Annotated in this window: 15 protein-coding genes; 5 read left to right on the top strand and 10 right to left on the bottom strand. The window is 70.8% G+C overall.

Annotated features, from left to right (window positions below; translation table 11 throughout):
* Positions 1–194: 194 nt before the first annotated feature.
* Positions 195–1040, bottom strand: a complete 846-nt coding sequence (locus tag J7E93_RS31370) for an SDR family oxidoreductase (protein WP_215073414.1) — start codon at positions 1038–1040, stop codon at positions 195–197.
* Positions 1037–2182: a YafY family protein gene (locus tag J7E93_RS31365; protein WP_215073413.1), complete on the bottom strand. Its 1146-nt coding sequence runs from the start codon at positions 2180–2182 to the stop codon at positions 1037–1039. Before J7E93_RS31365 ends, J7E93_RS31370 begins: the two co-directional genes overlap by 4 nt.
* 59 nt (positions 2183–2241) lie before the next feature.
* Here J7E93_RS31365 and J7E93_RS31360 point away from each other — a divergent pair, with 59 nt between their 5' ends.
* Positions 2242–2856: a TIGR03086 family metal-binding protein gene (locus J7E93_RS31360; protein ID WP_215073412.1), complete on the top strand. Its 615-nt coding sequence runs from the start codon at positions 2242–2244 to the stop codon at positions 2854–2856.
* Positions 2857–2942: 86 nt separating this feature from the next.
* On the opposite strand, the gene J7E93_RS31355 is transcribed toward J7E93_RS31360, so the two are convergent.
* The 5 genes from J7E93_RS31355 to J7E93_RS31335 all read right to left on the bottom strand — a co-directional run bounded on the left by J7E93_RS31355 (position 2943) and on the right by J7E93_RS31335 (position 9928).
* Positions 2943–4469, bottom strand: a complete 1527-nt coding sequence (locus tag J7E93_RS31355; RefSeq protein WP_215073411.1) for an FAD-dependent oxidoreductase — start codon at positions 4467–4469, stop codon at positions 2943–2945.
* 116 nt (positions 4470–4585) lie between these two features.
* The gene (locus tag J7E93_RS31350; protein WP_215073410.1) at positions 4586–6286 is read right to left on the bottom strand and encodes an NAD(P)/FAD-dependent oxidoreductase; all 1701 of its coding nucleotides are present in this window, start codon (positions 6284–6286) and stop codon (positions 4586–4588) included.
* A 63-nt stretch (positions 6287–6349) separates the two neighbouring features.
* Positions 6350–7828, bottom strand: a complete 1479-nt coding sequence (locus J7E93_RS31345) for an FAD-dependent monooxygenase (RefSeq protein ID WP_215073409.1) — start codon at positions 7826–7828, stop codon at positions 6350–6352.
* A 204-nt stretch (positions 7829–8032) separates the two neighbouring features.
* Complete coding sequence (locus tag J7E93_RS31340; protein ID WP_215073408.1) at positions 8033–8425, bottom strand: pyridoxamine 5'-phosphate oxidase family protein; 393 nt, start codon at positions 8423–8425, stop codon at positions 8033–8035.
* A 15-nt stretch (positions 8426–8440) separates the two neighbouring features.
* Positions 8441–9928: an MFS transporter gene (locus J7E93_RS31335; protein WP_215073407.1), complete on the bottom strand. Its 1488-nt coding sequence runs from the start codon at positions 9926–9928 to the stop codon at positions 8441–8443.
* Between the two features lie 211 nt (positions 9929–10139).
* On the opposite strand from J7E93_RS31335, the gene J7E93_RS31330 reads away from it, so the two are divergent.
* Positions 10140–10541 (top strand): helix-turn-helix domain-containing protein, encoded by a 402-nt coding sequence (locus tag J7E93_RS31330; RefSeq protein ID WP_215073433.1) that lies wholly within the window; start codon positions 10140–10142, stop codon positions 10539–10541.
* A 56-nt stretch (positions 10542–10597) separates the two neighbouring features.
* Here J7E93_RS31330 and J7E93_RS31325 read toward each other — a convergent pair whose 3' ends face one another.
* Genes J7E93_RS31325 through J7E93_RS31315 form a run of 3 tightly spaced genes read right to left on the bottom strand, consistent with a single transcriptional unit; the run spans position 10598 to position 12991 of the window.
* Positions 10598–11122: a flavin reductase family protein gene (locus J7E93_RS31325; protein WP_308368847.1), complete on the bottom strand. Its 525-nt coding sequence runs from the start codon at positions 11120–11122 to the stop codon at positions 10598–10600.
* Positions 11123–11135: 13 nt separating this feature from the next.
* Complete coding sequence (locus J7E93_RS31320) at positions 11136–12548, bottom strand: cation:proton antiporter (protein WP_215073406.1); 1413 nt, start codon at positions 12546–12548, stop codon at positions 11136–11138.
* On the bottom strand, positions 12545–12991 hold the full coding sequence (locus tag J7E93_RS31315) for a nuclear transport factor 2 family protein (RefSeq protein WP_215073405.1): 447 nt from the start codon (positions 12989–12991) through the stop codon (positions 12545–12547). The genes J7E93_RS31320 and J7E93_RS31315 overlap by 4 nt, the downstream gene beginning before the upstream one ends.
* A 232-nt stretch (positions 12992–13223) precedes the next feature.
* On the opposite strand from J7E93_RS31315, the gene J7E93_RS31310 reads away from it, so the two are divergent.
* The 3 genes from J7E93_RS31310 to J7E93_RS31300 all read left to right on the top strand — a co-directional run.
* The gene (locus tag J7E93_RS31310; protein ID WP_215073404.1) at positions 13224–13916 is read left to right on the top strand and encodes an antibiotic biosynthesis monooxygenase; all 693 of its coding nucleotides are present in this window, start codon (positions 13224–13226) and stop codon (positions 13914–13916) included.
* Between the two features lie 188 nt (positions 13917–14104).
* A complete protein-coding gene (locus J7E93_RS31305; RefSeq protein ID WP_215073403.1) occupies positions 14105–15079 on the top strand; it encodes an aromatase/cyclase in 975 nt (324 codons plus the stop codon).
* Between the two features lies 1 nt (position 15080).
* A partial coding sequence (locus tag J7E93_RS31300) for an NAD(P)/FAD-dependent oxidoreductase (protein ID WP_215073431.1) occupies positions 15081–15230 on the top strand: 150 nt, incomplete at its 3' end.

The raw sequence follows: 15230 nt of genomic DNA, 5'->3' as shown, positions 1-15230 counted from the left end.
GATCCGGCGCGGGCGAGGCGCGGCGGGGCGGGGTACGGCGTGCCGCGCGCCCCGCGGACTCCATGCGAAGGCCGGTGGCCGCCCGGGGGAGGGAGCGGACACCGGCCTTCGCGTCACGGGGCGGGCGGATCAGTCGGTACCCACCTGGTCGGGACCTCTCCGGCCCGGGTGGTCGGTCTGGACTACTTGCCGGACTACTTGAAGGCCGGCAGGCTGCGCTCGACCCAGGCGGAGAACGGCGCGGCCGGGCGACCGAGGACCTTCTCCACGTCCGGGCTGACCTGCTGCTCGGACGGGAGCGGCAGTCCCAGGATGTCCAGCGTGCCGTTCACGACGGCCTCCTCCATGAACCGCGACATGTGGGCGAACGCGGACTCGCGGGTCAGCTCGACGAACGAGACCTCTTCGCCGAGTGCCTCGGCGAGTGCGGCGGCCTGCTCACGCGGGCTGATGGCGACCGGCCCCGTCAGCACGTAGGTCTGACCGGCGTGGCCCTCCTCGCGGAGCGCCACCGCGGCGACGGCCGCGATGTCGGCCGGGTCGACGACCGGGAGCGCCACATCGGCGAACGGGGCCATCACCGTGCGCTCCGTACGGACCGACTCGGCCCAGGCGAAGGCGTTCGAGGCGAAGCCGCCCGGACGCAGGATCGTCCACTCCAGGCCGGAGGCGCGGACGGCCTGCTCGAACTCCCGCAGCCGGTCGTGCGAGACCGCCTCGGGGCGGGTGCCGGAGGCCTGCGAGGAGAGCAGGACGACCTTGCGTACGCCGGCCTCCTTGGCGACGCCCAGCAGCGCGTCGGGGCTCTCGCCGGGGCCGAGCAGCTCCGGGCCCAGCAGGATGAACAGCGCCTGGGCGCCGTCGAGCGCCTCCCGCAGGCTCTCGGCCCGGCTCAGGTCGGCCTGCACATGGCGGGCGCCTTCCGGCAGGTCGACGGGGAGCGGCCGCCGCGAGACGGCCGTGACCTGGGCGCCCGCCGCGGAGAGGGCGGCGACCAGCGGACGTCCGACGTTGCCGGTGGCTCCGGTGACAACAATCATGAAACGGCTCCTTCATCAAGGGAATTGGTGGGTGACAGCCGCTGCCGGGGGCGTCGCCGTGACGGCCTGACGGACTTCCTCGCCGTGCCGTGAACGACGCTAGCATCCTCGGGATAGTAGGTACCTAGAGGAAAGTGGCTTTCGCTCGGGGGCACATGGGCCTCCGGGCGGCCGCTCTCCGCGTGAACAGCGGTGAGTTCATGGCCGAGGCGCGCCATGCGAGCGCGCGCCTCGGGCGGCCCGAGCACTTCGACGCGGGCGCCGAAGCCGGCCAACTGGGTGGTGAGCAGGTCGAGAGACGGCCCGTCGGCCTCGAACCGCATGCGCCCGTCCGGGAGTTCGGAGCCGGTGCGCAGCCGTTCGCCGAGCAGCTCGCGCAGGACCGGCAGGGCGGCCCGGTCCGCGACCGCGCGCACGGTGGCGGTGCGCATCCGCCGTTCGAGGTCGGCGGCCAGGGCCTGCCAGGCCGCCGCCAGATCGAAGCCCTCCGGTCGCCGAGCGGGCTCGCCGGTGACGGCGACGGAGGTGACCCGGGTGTGCCGGAAGGACCGCAGCCCCTCTTCGGTGGCGGCGACCAGGTACCAGCAGCCGGCCTTGCAGACCAGCCCCAGCGGATCCACCGTCCACTCCCGGACCGAGGCGTCCGCGGCATCGACGTCCGGATCCACCTCCGTGTAGCCGAGGGTGATCCGCACCCGGTCCAGGACCGCCTGTTCCAGGGCGTGGTGGTGGGGTCCGCCGCCGGCCCGTACGGCGGCGCGGGACCAGTCGAGGCCGTCGACGACGAGCGCCTTGGCCGCGGCCTCGGCGTGCAGGCGCATCGGAGCGGGGACCGCCTGCACCAACTTGCGTAAGGCGGTGCGCAGTTCGGGGGCGGCCGAGAGCGGTCCCGCGGCCAGGAACAGCGCTCCGATCTCGCGCTGGGTGAAGCCGGTGAGGTCCGTGCGGGCACCGCCCACCAGGCTCCACCCGCCGCCCCGGCCGCGCTGCGAGTAGACGGGGACGCCGGCGACGGTCAGCGACTCCAGGTCGCGGCGGGCCGTGCGCTCGGAGACCTCCAGCTCCGCGGCCACCTCCCGCACCGTCACGCGCCCACGTGCCTGCAGGAAGAGGAGCGTCGCCATCAGGCGGTCCGCCTTCATTTCGACCCGCTCTTTCTAATAGGCCATGAGGTGACCTGTTTCATCGGGAAGATGGAGTTATGACTGAGACTGCGAACGCCTCCGGCGCCCCGTCCGCCCGTCCCTCCGCCGACCCCCGCGGCGGCCTGTTCAAGGCCGTCGACCTGGCCGCGGAGGTTCTCGCCGCCCTCCGCCCCGACCAGTACGAGGCGGTCACGCCGTGTCCCGACTACACCGTCCGCGACCTGGCCAACCACCTCGTGTCCGTGCTGCGCCGGGTCGCCGTGCTCGGCGCCGGCGGTTCCTTCATGAGCGTTCCGCACTTCGCCGAGGACGTCGCCGACGGCGACTGGGCCGAGGCGTGGACCGCGTCCGCCAAGGAGTTCCACACCGTCTGGTCCGACCCCGCGGTCCTCGGCCGGCAGATCGCTCTGCCGTGGGGTCCGGTTCCGGGTGCGGTCGCCTCGGTGATCTACACCAACGAGTTCGTGCTGCACATCTGGGACCTCGCGAAGGCCACCGGTCAGAGCCCGGTGTGGGACCCGGAGATGCTGGCGGCGCCGCTGGCGAACATGCGCCGCGCCGTGCCCGCCGAGCCCCGTGGCGGCCAGGTGCCGTTCGGTCCGGTGGTGGAGGTTCACGAGGATGCTCCTGACATCGACAAGCTCGTGGGCTGGTACGGCCGCCGTCCCTGACAGCGCGGTGCCCGGGGCCGCCGTCGTACGACGGCGGCCCCTTCCCGTCCCGCTGGGGGCCGGGTCCGGGTCCGGGTCCGGCCGGTTCAGCCGGCCGATCCGATGGACTGGGCGAAGTCGAAGAAGCGGCAGGGGTCGTACTTGGCCTTGATCGAGGCCAGCCGGGAGTAGTTCTCGGCGTAGTACGACCGCTTCCAGTCGGTCAGCGCGGGGTCCATCCAGTTCTGGTACGTCTCGCCGTTGGACAGCGGGTCGATGACCGCGAACCCCTTGTTGATCCAGCTGTTGGCGACCGCACGTGCCTCGGCGGTGTTCTGCGCCGGGTCGTTGATCAGGGCCCGGTAGTTCACCGAGAACAGCGAGTCCCGGTGCACGTACGCGGTGTCGGTGCGGGCCGGGTCGTTGGCCGCGCCGCCGAAGAAGTGCAGGTCGAGGTAGCGGGCCTGGCCGGCCTTCCGGTCGGCGTCGAACGCGGTCATCACATCCGCCCAGCCGCTGTGGCTGTACGGCGTGGTGCCCATCCGGGTGCGCTCCAGACCGAACTCGGGGCGCTTGAGCACGCCGGTCGTGGTCTTCTCCGAACGCTGGCACTGGTCCGCGCTGAGCGTCGAGCAGCCGAAGATCATCATCATCAGCTGCTGGTACGTCAGGACGGCCTCCTGGCGGGCCACCGGCGCTCCGGTCATGGACAGCAACCGGGAGGTCTCCGAGGCGAGTTCCGCCGGTGTGCCGCGCGAGGCCAGCATGATGTTCACGTTCGGCACCGAGCCCGGGGCGGCGTCCGGCTGGACGACGTACCCGCCGCCGCCGATGGTGCGGGGCGCGTCCACCAGCCAGCGGGTCGCGGCGTCGAGGACGTCCGCGGCACGGTCGTACGGGAAGATCAGGTTGGCGATCGCCATCTGGTCGCCGACGTGCGGGGTGACCGTGAAGCGGGTGACGACACCGAAGTTGCCGCCACCGCCGCCGCGGATGGCCCAGAACAGGTCGCTGTACCGGGTCGGGGAGGCGACGACCACCCGGCCGTCGGCGAGGACGACCTCGGCCGAGGTGACGGCGTCGCAGGCCATGCCCATCGGCCGGGTCAGGAAGCCGTAGCCGCCGCCCTGCAGGAAGCCGCCGGCCGCGACCGTCGGGCAGCCGCCCTCGCTGACCACCAGTCCGTGCGGGGCGAGGGCGTTCAGGATGTCCACGTTCTTGGCGCCGGGGCCTATGTTCACCGCTCCGCTGCCGACGGTTATCCCGTTCAAGCCGGAGACGTCGATGATCAGGCCCGGCGTGGTCGAGTAGCCGCCGAAGCTGTGGCCGCCGCTGCGGACGGCGGCCGGCAGGCAGTGGTCCTGGGCGAAGCGGAGCGCGACGGAGACGTCACGGGAGTTGACGCAGTACGCGACGGCCTTGGGGTTGGCCGCGTCGAACTGGGCGAGTTCGAGCTGCTTGGCGACTCCGTAGGAGGAGTCGGAGGGCAGCACGAGCCGGCCCTGGAGGTTGGTGTCGAGCTGGCTCCAGGGGATCCGGCTGCCGTCGGTGCTCGCGACGACAGGGGTCGCGGGCAGGACGGCGAGGCCGGCGGCGGCCGTGCCGGCGCCGAGAAGGGTTCTACGAGTGATCACGGGGCGTCCCATGGTCGAGGTGGTGGATGGGAGGGAGTACGGCGCCGGGGCCACCGGCCCGGCCGCCCGGAGGGACGGGCGGGGGCCGGTGGCACCGGCGCCGGGTAGGGAGGAGGTCAGGAGACCTTGCGGCCGCGCAGGCCCTGCTTGACGACGCCCTTGAGCATGGAGCGCCCGAGGTCGCGCATCTCCTTGGGGCCGTTGGTGCTCGCCCACCACATGAACTTGACCATCGTGGGGGTGGTGGCCCGGAAGAACCGGTGGTCCTCGGGGTCCTTCCAGCCGAACGGCGTGTTCACGGACTCGCAGTCGCGGATCGCCTCGAAGACGATGTCGGCCGCCTTGTCGCCGTCGATCTCCCCGGCCTCGTACCGCTCGCAGGTCTCGGCGGTGATATCGAAGAGGTGCTTGAACGCGTGGCTGTCCGGCCACCAGAGACCGGTGTAGGGCGCCTTCTCCATCTCCTTGAAGTGGCGGTCGTCGCCGTCCAGTTCGAAGTTCTGGCGGGCCATGATCTGGCGCATGGTGGCCGGGGTGGTGAAGCAGGCCCAGACCCGGAAGACCGCGTTCCAGAGGCGGAAGTGGTCGAAGGCTATGTAGGAGCTGTTGACGATCTTGTCGTTGTACTCCAGCAGGCCCTGCTCCAGCCGCTCCACGTACTCGAAGCGCTCCGCCTTGAAGTCGTCCTCGCGCAGCGCGTCCATGACCCGCCAGGCGAGGGCGTCGACGACCTCGAAGGTGTTGGACAGACCGCGCGAGTACAGCGGGTCGATGAAGCCGGCCGCGTGCGACATCAGGCACCAGCGGTCGCCGACGGTCTGCTTGGAGGAGTACTGGATGCGGTCGGTGGAGACCCACTCGCGGACCCGCTTGGCGCCGGCGAACTGGCGCTTCACCGCCGGGTACATGTCGAGGTAGTGGTTGAACTCCTCGTCCGGCGTCATGTCCTTCGGCTTGGGGTACAGCCGCTCGTCGAAGGTGAGGCCGACGCTGCAGACCGGGTTCTTGGAGTCCTTGTAGTTGTCGAACGGGATGATCCAGAACCAGCCGCGCTCGATGAGGTGGTGCAGCGTGCCGCCGTGGAAGGGCGACTCGGCCGGCGGGCGCAGCGCCTCGGGGTAGTTGCAGACGTCGTCGTACGGCTTGACGCCGACGTAGTGCGTGAACAGGGAGCGGGCGTGGTGCTTGTGGCGCGGCGGGTTCTCGCGCAGGTCGAACTTCTCGGCGAGCGGGGAGCGGAAACCGCTCGCGTCGATGAGGAACTTCGCCCGGAACACCTCGCCGGTGTGACCGGTGACCGTGACGCCGTCGTCGTCGAAGGCGAGGTCGGTGGCGCGCCAGTTCTGCCGCAGGGTGCAGCCGTACTTCGCGGCGACGTTCAGGTAGTACGAGTCGGTGTCCTGGCGGTACAGGTGGACGGCCTCGGTGAGCATCTTGGGGATCACGAACATGGTCGCTTCGCGCGGGTCCGGCTCGCGGTTCTTCTTGTGCGAGACGAAGCCGAAGCTCTGCTTGCGGCCGTGGTGCGGCCCCATGTGCTCGGTGATGGCCTTGATGTCCAGCATGTGCTTGATCTCGGGCACGTCGTAGCGGCTGGCGAGAATGTGCAGCCACTCGACGAGCTGCGGGTTCTGGGACTCCCCCACGGCGAACCGGGGGTGCTGGCCGGCGTCGATGAGAGCGACGTTCGCCCCCTGGCGGGCCAGGATGGCGCCGGTGATCGAGCCCGCGAGGCCCGATCCCAGGATCAGGACGTCGCACTCGTTCCACTCGTCGGCCTTGGTGGCCTCTTTCACTGCCTCAGCCTTGGTGGGCAAGACCGCACTCCTCTTTCTCGGATTCACTCGGCGCTTGCGTGGACGCCGGCCGGTCAACGGATGTCAGGCGGTGCGGCGGGGCTCGCCGAACCAGTCGGTCAGGGACTGCTCGAGTCCTTCGGTCGAGCCGTCGACGCCGACCCAGGCCACGTAGCCGTCGGGGCGGACCAGCAGGCTCGCGGCGGGGGCGTCGGCGTCGGCGCGGGTCGCCGTGACGACGTCGACACGGTCGGACCAGCCGGCGGTGACGGCGGACCGCAGCTCGGCGCTGTCGTGCAGGTCGAGCAGGAGCGGGCGGCCGCGGTGGAGCAGCTCGTACGTGCTGGACTTCTCGTCGCCGACGATCAGCTCCTGGTCGGGCAGGCGGCGGCCGAGCAGCGGGTGGTCACCGGCGGCGGCGCCGTAGGTGATGTCAAGGCCGGTGACGAGTCCGACGAGGTGGCGCCGGACCTCCTCGATCTTGACGAGCTCGGCGAAGATGTCGCGCAGCGGCTGCATCTCGGGGCCGCCGAGGTAGAGGGAGCGCTGGACCAGGGTGTTGGCGACGATGCGGGCGCCGACCGGGTGGCGCTCGGTCTGGTAGGTGTCGAGGAGGCTGTCGGGCGCCTGGCCCTTGACGACGGCCGCGAGCTTCCAGCCGAGGTTGACGACGTCGCCGACGGCGGCGCTGATGCCCTGGGCGCCGATGGGCAGGTGGATGTGGGCGGCGTCGCCGGCCAGGAAGACCCGGCCCTTGCGGTACTCGGCGGCCTGACGGCTGGCGTCGGTGAAGTAGCTCGTCCACAGCGGGGTGGCGCCGCTGATGTCCTCGCCGGTCACCCGCTGGAAGGAGGCGGCGACCTCCTCGAAGGTGGGCGGCTCCTGCGTCGGGCGGACTCCGGCGCCGCGCTCGAAGACGACGACACGGGTCGCGTGCTGGCCGAGCGGGAGGACGACGACCATGCCGGCCTCGCCGATCTCGCCGGTCGGACGGATCCGCAGCGGGACGCCGGTCACGTCGGCCATCTGCATCTCGATGGTGGCGTTGATGCCGGGGAAGTCGATGCCCGCCAGGCGGCGGACGGCGCTGCGGGCGCCGTCGCATCCCACCAGGTAGGCGGCGCGGAGGCGTTCGGTGCCCTCGGGGCCGTTGACCTCGACCTCGACGCCGTCCTCGCCGTCGGTCAGGCCCACGACCTCGTGGCCGCGGCGTATCTCGGCGCCGAGGCCGGTGGCCCAGTTGTGGAGGATGGCCTCGGTGCGGGACTGCGGAACACCGCGCACACCGAAGTTGCCGCCCTCGATGATGCGGTAGTCGATCGGAAGTCCGCCGAAGTGGCCACCGGGAATGGTGTCCAGCTCGCCGAATTCGGCGAGGAGACCGCGCTGTCCGAACTCCTCGATGGTGCGGGCGGAGAAGCCGAGGGCGCGTGACTGCTGCATGGGCTTGGTGAGGCGGTCGAGCACGATGACGGAGAGCCCGGAAAGGCGGAGCTCACCGGCGAGCATGAGCCCCGCAGGGCCCGCTCCGGCGACAATCACATCGGCATTAAAGCTGTCCATGTTCCCTCTCCCGCTGGCGTTTTCTTCAGTATTCCGATGGAGCGGGGGCAGCTGAATGGGCTCCGATACAGGGTTCTGACAAGTTCGGTCAGATCTCCGGCACGTGTGTCATGGAGGGGACCGGGGAGACACGGAAGGGTGCCGGAAGCAGAGCTTCCGGCACCCTCTCGTACGAGCTTCTCGGCGCGGCCGCGCGGCCCCGGTTCAGCCGCCGAGGATCCGGTCGACCCGGATCTCCACGACGGCCAGGCCGGGCGGCATCGGCGGCGGGGACCAGTACCGCTTGGTGTAGCGGCGGATCCCCTCGGCCACACGGTCGGGGTCGGTGGAGACCTCGGCCGCGCCTTCGAGCGTGATCCAGCGCCACCCTGCCGTCTGGCAGACCGACACCCGGCTGCCCGGGGCGGCGAGCAGGTTCCGCGCCTTGCGGCGAGCGACCGTGGTCATCACCCGGGCGAGGCCCGCGTCACCGTCCCAGGTGAAGCGCACCGGCGCGGTGTGGGGGCTGCCGTCGGGGCGCAGCGTGGTGAAGGTGCACAGGTGGTTCTCGTCGAGGAAGGCCTCGACCTCTGCGGACAGTCGCGGTGACGGTGCCATGGGGGTGTTCCGTTCTCAGTGGACCGGGGTGCCGGCCGGCTGGTCCTTGGCCTTGGTGAGGGGCAGGAGGACGAGGGTGACCAGGAGGGCGACCGCGGCGAACCCGGCGCTGATGAGGAAGGCGTCGTGGAAGACCGTGGTGCGGGCCTCCTTGACCAGCTCGGGCACGCCGTGGCTCTGGGCCTCCAGCTCGGGGATCCGGCGGAAGGCGAAGGTGGCGGCGACGGCGAGGCCGAGGGCGCCGCCGATCTCCTGCGAGGTGTTGATGAGACCGGCGGCCAGGCCGGACTCGTGCTCCTCGGAGCCGGCGAAGGCGGAGACCTGGAGCGGTACGAACGAGGCGCCCAGGCCCAGACCGCAGATGATGAACGCGGGCAGCAGGTCGACGAGGTAGGCGGCGTCGGACGGGGCGCGCCACAGCAGCAGCATGCCGGTGGCGACCAGGGCCAGGCCGACCATCAGGACGGGCTTGGCGGCGACCTTGGTGACGACCTGGGAGGCGATGCCGGCGCCGACCGCGGTGGTCAGGGCGAGGGGGACGTACGCCAGGCCGGTGGTGATGGCGGAGTAGTCGAGGACCTGCTGCATGAAGAGGCTGGCGAAGAAGAAGAGGCTGACGCAGGTGCCGAGGAGCAGGATCGCGATGCTGTTGGCGGCCCGCAGGGACGGGCGGCGGAAGATCGAGAGCGGCATCAGCGGGGACTTGGCGCGGCGCTCGATGAACAGGAAGGTGATCAGCAGGACGGCCGCCAGGGCGAATCCGCCGTAGATGCGGGCCATCGGGACGTCCGAGTCGTCGACGGTCTGACCGAGGGTGAAGATCAGCAGGATCAGACCGGCGGTGAGGACGACGGCGCCGGCGACGTCGAAGCTGCGGGTGCGCTCGGTGGCGCGGCTCTCGCCGACGACCAGCGGGGCGATCAGGGCGCCGATGAGGCCGATCGGCACGTTGATGAAGAAGATCCAGCGCCAGCCGGGGCCGTCGGTCAGCAGACCGCCGAGGGTCACACCGGCGACGGCGGCGACGCCGCTGAGCGCACCCCAGGCACCGAGCGCCTTGTTGCGCGCCGGGCCCTCCTCGAAGTTGTTGGTCAGCAGGCTGAGCGCGGCGGTGGCGATGAAGGCGGCGGCCAGACCCTGCGCACCACGGGCGCCGATGAGCATCCCGGAGCTCTGCGCCAGACCCGCGAAGAGCGAGGAGAGGGCGAAGAGGACGAGGCCGGTCTGGAGCATCCGGCGGCGGCCGAGGGTGTCGGCGAGCCGGCCGGCCAGCAGCAGGAAGCCGCCGAGGAGCATGCCGTAGGTGGTGACGACGTACTGCAGGGCCGTCTGGGAGATGTGGAGCTCGTCCTCGATCGTGGGCAGGGCGACGTTGACGATCGACACGTCGAGGAAGGTCATGAACCCGGCCAGGCAGAGGAAGGCCAGGATGAGACCGGGGCGGTGGGCGGGCCCGGAGGCCGGTGCCGACCCGGTGGTGCGCAGGGACTCTTGGACAGACATGTCACTCCTCGGAGCACGAACGGATGGGGAGGTGCGGGGACTTGGGGGCTTCGGGACTTCGGGGTCTTGAAGGGGAGGAGAGGGAGGGAGGGGCGCCGGCCGGTCAACGGCCGCGCTCCGTGGCGACTTTCAGGAAGCTAGCATCCTCAGTAAAGTAGGTACCTAGAGGAAAGTGGCTTCCTGGAGGGTTCCCATGAACAGCAGCACCGTCATGCCGGACGACGCGGCCGCCCACGCCGCGCAGGTCGGCTCACAGCAGGCCTGCCCGATCGCCCCGGTACTCGACATCGTCTTCAGTCGCTGGACGACGCCGATCCTGTGGACGCTCCACGCGTTCGGCCGCCAGCGCTTCGTGGTCCTGCACCGGAACATCGGCACGATCACGGCGAAGGTGCTGACTCAGCGCCTGCGGCAGATGGAGCGGGACGGGCTGGTGGTACGGACGTACTACCCCGAGGTGCCCCCCAGGGTGGAGTACGAGATCAGCGAACTCGGCCTCAGCCTGGCGCCGCTCTTCGCCCACCTCGCGGACTGGTCGGCCGACAACCTGCCCCGTGTCGAGCGGGCGCGGCAGGAGTTCGACCTCGCGGAAGAGGTGACCACCGGCCGCTGAGCCCTTCGCGGAGCGGACAAGGCCCTCCGGGCAGACCCCAGGGCGGGTCCTTCGGATCAGGCCGCATCGCGGTCCAGTTCGCGCATGGCGCCCTGGAAGAAGATGAGCGGCTCCTCGTCGGCCGCCGGGGCGCCCAGTTCGACGACCTCGCCGAGCAGGATGGCGTGGTCGCCGCCGTCGTACTCGGCGATCAGCCGGCAGTCCAGGAAGGCCAGCGCCTCGCTGAGCACCGGCAGGCCGGCCTCCGAGCGGTGGTGCGGCACGTCCTCGATCCGGGCCGACGCGCGGCCGGCGAACGCCCAGGCGGGGCCGCGCTGTTGCTGGGTCAGGACGTTGACCACGAAGCCACCTGACTCCTGGACCACCGGCAGCAGCCGGGAGTTGCGGTGCAGGCAGATGAGTACGAGCGGTGGTTCCAGCGAGACCGAGGTGAAGGAGTTCACCGTGGTCCCGGCCGCCTCCTGCCCGGTGCCGGAGGTGATGACCGTGACGCCGGTGGCGAACTTGCCGCACACGTCGCGCAGCGCGCGGCCGTCGACCGGTGCCCGGTTCTGGGTGGTTGCTGACTGAACGGGTATCACGACAGGCCCTCTCTCAGGTGCGTGGGGTGATGAAGTCCGCGGCCGGCTCGGACACCTGCGGTGTCTGCGTGCCCTGCGGCGGCGTGTCCTGCTCGGGCCCGCTCCCGTGCGGTGGGGGTACGGCCGATACGGCGGGCACGGCGGACCCGGCGGCGGGTACGGCGGCAACGGCGGCGGCCGTGCGGCGCCGGGACAGCAGCGGACCCGCCATCGCCGTCGTGACCAGCGCCATCACCACCAGCATGGTGAACATCCGCTCGTCCAGGACGCCGAGGCTGACGGCCGCGTTGAGGATGATCAGTTCGGTCAGGCCGCGGGTGTTCATGAGCAGCCCGAGGTCCCGCGACTCGCGCCAGGAGAAGCCCGCAAGCCTGGCCGGCACGATGGCGCCGACCAGCTTTCCGGCGCAGGCCACCGTGACGATCAGGGCGAGCGCGACGTAGTCCCCACCGGTCAGCGCCCCCAGGTTCACGCCGAGACCGGTGACGATGAAGAAGACGGGCAGCAGGACGACGCTCACGTTGTCCATCGGCCTGCGCAGGTGCTCGGCGAGGACCCGTGCGGGCTCGCGCGGCATCACGAAGCCGAAGAGGAAGGCGCCGAAGATCGCGTGGATCCCGATCCATGTGGTCACCACGGCCGATCCGAGCGCGCCCGCGCACAGCACGGCCACCAGCGCGGGCCAGCGCTCCGCGGCGGCCCAGCGCCACACCAGACGCGCCACCAGCGGCTTGACCACCAGGAACATCACCGCGACGAAGACGACGCTGAGCAGTCCGATCGCCGCCAGGTCCGAGTAGTCGCCGCCCGAGGTGACCAGGGCCGAGACGTACGCCAGGAGGCACCAGGCGAGCAGGTCGTCGATGGCGGCGCTGGCCAGGGACAGGGTGCCGACCCGGGTCTCCATCAGCCGGTTCTCGGTGAGGATGCGGGCCAGCACCGGGAAGGCGGTCACCGACATCGCCGTACCGAGGAAGGTGGCGAAGGCGATGAAGGAGATCTCCTTGCCCGCCACGGTGGCGTGGTCGGGGTAGAGGAACGGCGCGAGCGCCACGCCCAGGCCGAAGGCGGTAGCGATGGACGACAGCGAGACGCCGGCCGCGAGGCCGGCGTGCGGGCGGATGAGCCGCTTCTCGAACTCCCAGCCGACCACGAACATGAAGAGGATCAGGCCGACCTGGGAGACCGCCGAAAGCAGCGGGCGCACCTCGGCGGGGAAGAGACGCTCGGTCAGGTCGCCCGGCAGCAGACCGAGGACGCTCGGGCCGAGCAGGATCCCCGCGGCGATCTCACCGACCACGGCGGGCTGGCGCAGCCGCTGGGCGAGCCGGCCGAGCGCGGCCCCGGCCAGGAGCACCACGCCGATGTCGAGGAGCAGCATCGCGAGGGTGGACTCCTTGAGGCCCCCCGCCGCCAGCACGCTCACCGGGACCCCTTCGACGACGGCGGAGCGCCGTCGCTCCACAGGACCCGGAACGACAACGACGAGAGCCGCCATCCGTCGTCGGTCAGCTCGGCCTCGCCCGTGGCCAGGGTGCCGGCGGTGAACAGCGGCCCGGCGGCGGCGCCGGGGTGGTGGACATGGGTCGACACGAGGTTGGCACGCAGCCGGGCGCGGTTCTCGCCGATGAGGTCCACGACCGCCGGCGAGCCCAGGTGCTGGGTCGCGGCGAAGGCCGCCAGGGCGTCGCGGTGGTACGCGGCGAGCCCTTCGAGGCCCTGGTGGGCGCTCATGGGGAACGCCACCTCGGCGTCGCGCGTGAACAGTCGCGCCGCCCACGCGTCGGTCAGTTCCTCGTCGTCCAGACCGATGAGATACCGGTCCAGCAGAGTACGTACGTCGTCGCCTATTGCCTGTCCTGGATGCATTACCCGAGCATGGCCCGCATTCCAATGGCCGACCAAGCCCGTCTTTCAGAGACCTGACGAAGTTGTGGAAGATCTTAAGAGGGCCCGGAAAACTTGACAGAACCGCGCCCAATTCTGACCATCGGGGCCTTTCTCGGGCCCCTTTCTTCTTGTCATGCTGCGACGAGAACGCCGGCCGGTGGTTTTGGCCGTCGCCGCTCGTGCACCATTTCCTCGAATGGAAGAGAAGAGAATGCCGAAGATTGCAGCCGACGGTCAGCACCTGACTGTTCTCAACCTGTTCTCGACCGACGCTCCCGAGAAGCAGGTCAAGCTGCTCGCCGCCATGCGCGAGATCGTCGACTCCGCGGCGTACGAGGGCTGGATCTCCAGCACCGTCCACGCCGGCCAGGACAAGCCCGGCACCGCCAACTTCATCCAGTGGCGCAGCACCGAGGACCTCGAGGTCCGCTACTCCGGCGAGGAGTTCAAGCACCGCACGCTGCCGCTGTTCGGCGAGATCACCACCTCGATCCGCCTGCTGCAGAACGAGATCGCCTTCACCCAGGCGAAGCCGGAGCTGGGCGGCACCGAGATCTCCCCGGACCGCGACGACTACACGGCCATCGAGCTGTTCGGTGTCGCCGAGGCGGACCAGGAGGACCTCATCGACGCGCTGGGCACCTCCCAGGAGTGGCTCGTCGACGTCCCGGGCTACCGCACCCACACCGTGCTGCGCGGTCTGCGTGCCCGCGGCATCGAGGGCAAGTTCGTCGTCTCCTACTCGCAGTGGGACAGCAAGGAGGCGTACGACGCCTTCCGCGGCGTCGCCGAGGCGGACCGCAGCCCGGAGCGCCAGAAGGTCGACGCCCGCGTCGCCGCCCTGCAGACCTGGCAGGACGAGAACACCTACCGCGTGGTCCACACCCGCTCCGCGGGCGAGTGACCCCCTGAGCGAAGCGGCCGCCACCCCCGGGCGGCCGCTCGCCGCCGGAGTGCCGCTGCCGGGACCCCCCACCCGGCAGCGGCACTTCTGGCTTTACGCCCCTGCCCCCTTTCCCTTGCGGGCGAAGCGGGCCGAAGCCCGCGATTCCCGCACCCTTCGAACACCCTTCGAGGACGAGGAGTCCGAGCATGAATCCAGCGGGAGTGCGCCAGAGCGCGCACGAGACCACCGTCGCGGCGCCCGCCGCCACGGTCCATCGGCTGATCTCCGAGGTGGAGAACTGGCCCCGGACGTTCCCCGCCACCGTCCACGTCGCCCACGAGGAGGCCCCCGAGGGCGAACAGCGGCTGCGCGTCTGGGACACCGCGGACGGCGACGCCGCACCGCGGTCCTGGGGGCTGCGCCGCATCGTCCAGGACGCCGAACTCCGGGTGAACTTCGAGCTGTTGACCACCGAGCCGCCGCTCGCCTCACTGGGCGGCGCGTGGCTCGTCGAGCCGCTGGGGGAGAACTCCTCGCGGGTACGGCTCCTGCAGGAGTTCCGCGCGGCCGGCGACGACCCGGCGGAGCTCGACCGGATCGCCGAGCGGGTCGCACGCGACGCCGTCGCGCAGCTTGCGGCGTTGAAGGAGAACGTCGAGTTCGCGCACGGGGCACAGGAGGTGACGTTCTCCTTCGAGGACACCGTGCACATCGACGGTTCCGCCAAGGACGTCTACGACTTCGTCAACGAGGCCGGACTGTGGTCCGAGCGGCTGCCACACGTGGCGAGCGTGCGTCTGACCGAGGACACCCCCGGAGTCCAGACCCTGGAGATGGACACCCGCGCCAAGGACGGCTCGGTCCACACCACCAAGTCGTACCGGGTCACCTTCCCCCACCACAAGATCGCCTACAAGCAGGTCACCCTGCCCGCCCTGATGACCCTGCACACCGGCTACTGGACCTTCCGGGAGACCGAGACCGGCGTCGCCGCCTCCTCCCAGCACACCGTCACCCTCAACACCGACAACATCACCCGCATCCTCGGCCCCGACGCCACCGTCGCCGACGCACGCGCCTACGTCCACACCGCCCTGTCCACCAACAGCCGCGCCACCCTCAACCACGCCAAAACCCACGCCGAGACCGGCGCCGAGACCCACGCCGAGACAAGGCACTGACATGGCAGCTGACCACCAGGACACCACCCAGGACACCCTGAGCACCGATGTCCTCGTGGTCGGAGCCGGCCCCGCCGGACTGATGCTCGCCTGCGAGCTCAGGCTCGGCGGCGCCGAGGTGCTCGTCCTCGACCAGCGCCCCGGCCCGACC

Origin of the sequence: Streptomyces sp. ISL-36, from assembly GCF_018614205.1 — a bacterium.
GTDB lineage: Bacteria > Actinomycetota > Actinomycetes > Streptomycetales > Streptomycetaceae > Streptomyces.
The sequence above is the reverse complement of the archived record's forward strand: the minus strand, read 5'-3'. Positions and strand labels throughout refer to the sequence as shown.

What these genes read in the sequence shown, in the direction of transcription:
- J7E93_RS31370 (WP_215073414.1), bottom strand. Translation starts at nt 1,040, where the DNA reads ATGATTGTTGTCACCGGAGCCACCGGCAACGTCGGACGTCCGCTGGTC.
- J7E93_RS31365 (WP_215073413.1), bottom strand. Translation starts at nt 2,182, where the DNA reads ATGAAGGCGGACCGCCTGATGGCGACGCTCCTCTTCCTGCAGGCACGT.
- J7E93_RS31360 (WP_215073412.1), top strand. Translation starts at nt 2,242, where the DNA reads ATGACTGAGACTGCGAACGCCTCCGGCGCCCCGTCCGCCCGTCCCTCC.
- J7E93_RS31345 (WP_215073409.1), bottom strand. Translation starts at nt 7,828, where the DNA reads ATGGACAGCTTTAATGCCGATGTGATTGTCGCCGGAGCGGGCCCTGCG.
- J7E93_RS31340 (WP_215073408.1), bottom strand. Translation starts at nt 8,425, where the DNA reads ATGGCACCGTCACCGCGACTGTCCGCAGAGGTCGAGGCCTTCCTCGAC.
- J7E93_RS31335 (WP_215073407.1), bottom strand. Translation starts at nt 9,928, where the DNA reads ATGTCTGTCCAAGAGTCCCTGCGCACCACCGGGTCGGCACCGGCCTCC.
- J7E93_RS31330 (WP_215073433.1), top strand. Translation starts at nt 10,140, where the DNA reads ATGCCGGACGACGCGGCCGCCCACGCCGCGCAGGTCGGCTCACAGCAG.
- J7E93_RS31315 (WP_215073405.1), bottom strand. Translation starts at nt 12,991, where the DNA reads ATGCATCCAGGACAGGCAATAGGCGACGACGTACGTACTCTGCTGGAC.
- J7E93_RS31310 (WP_215073404.1), top strand. Translation starts at nt 13,224, where the DNA reads ATGCCGAAGATTGCAGCCGACGGTCAGCACCTGACTGTTCTCAACCTG.
- J7E93_RS31305 (WP_215073403.1), top strand. Translation starts at nt 14,105, where the DNA reads ATGAATCCAGCGGGAGTGCGCCAGAGCGCGCACGAGACCACCGTCGCG.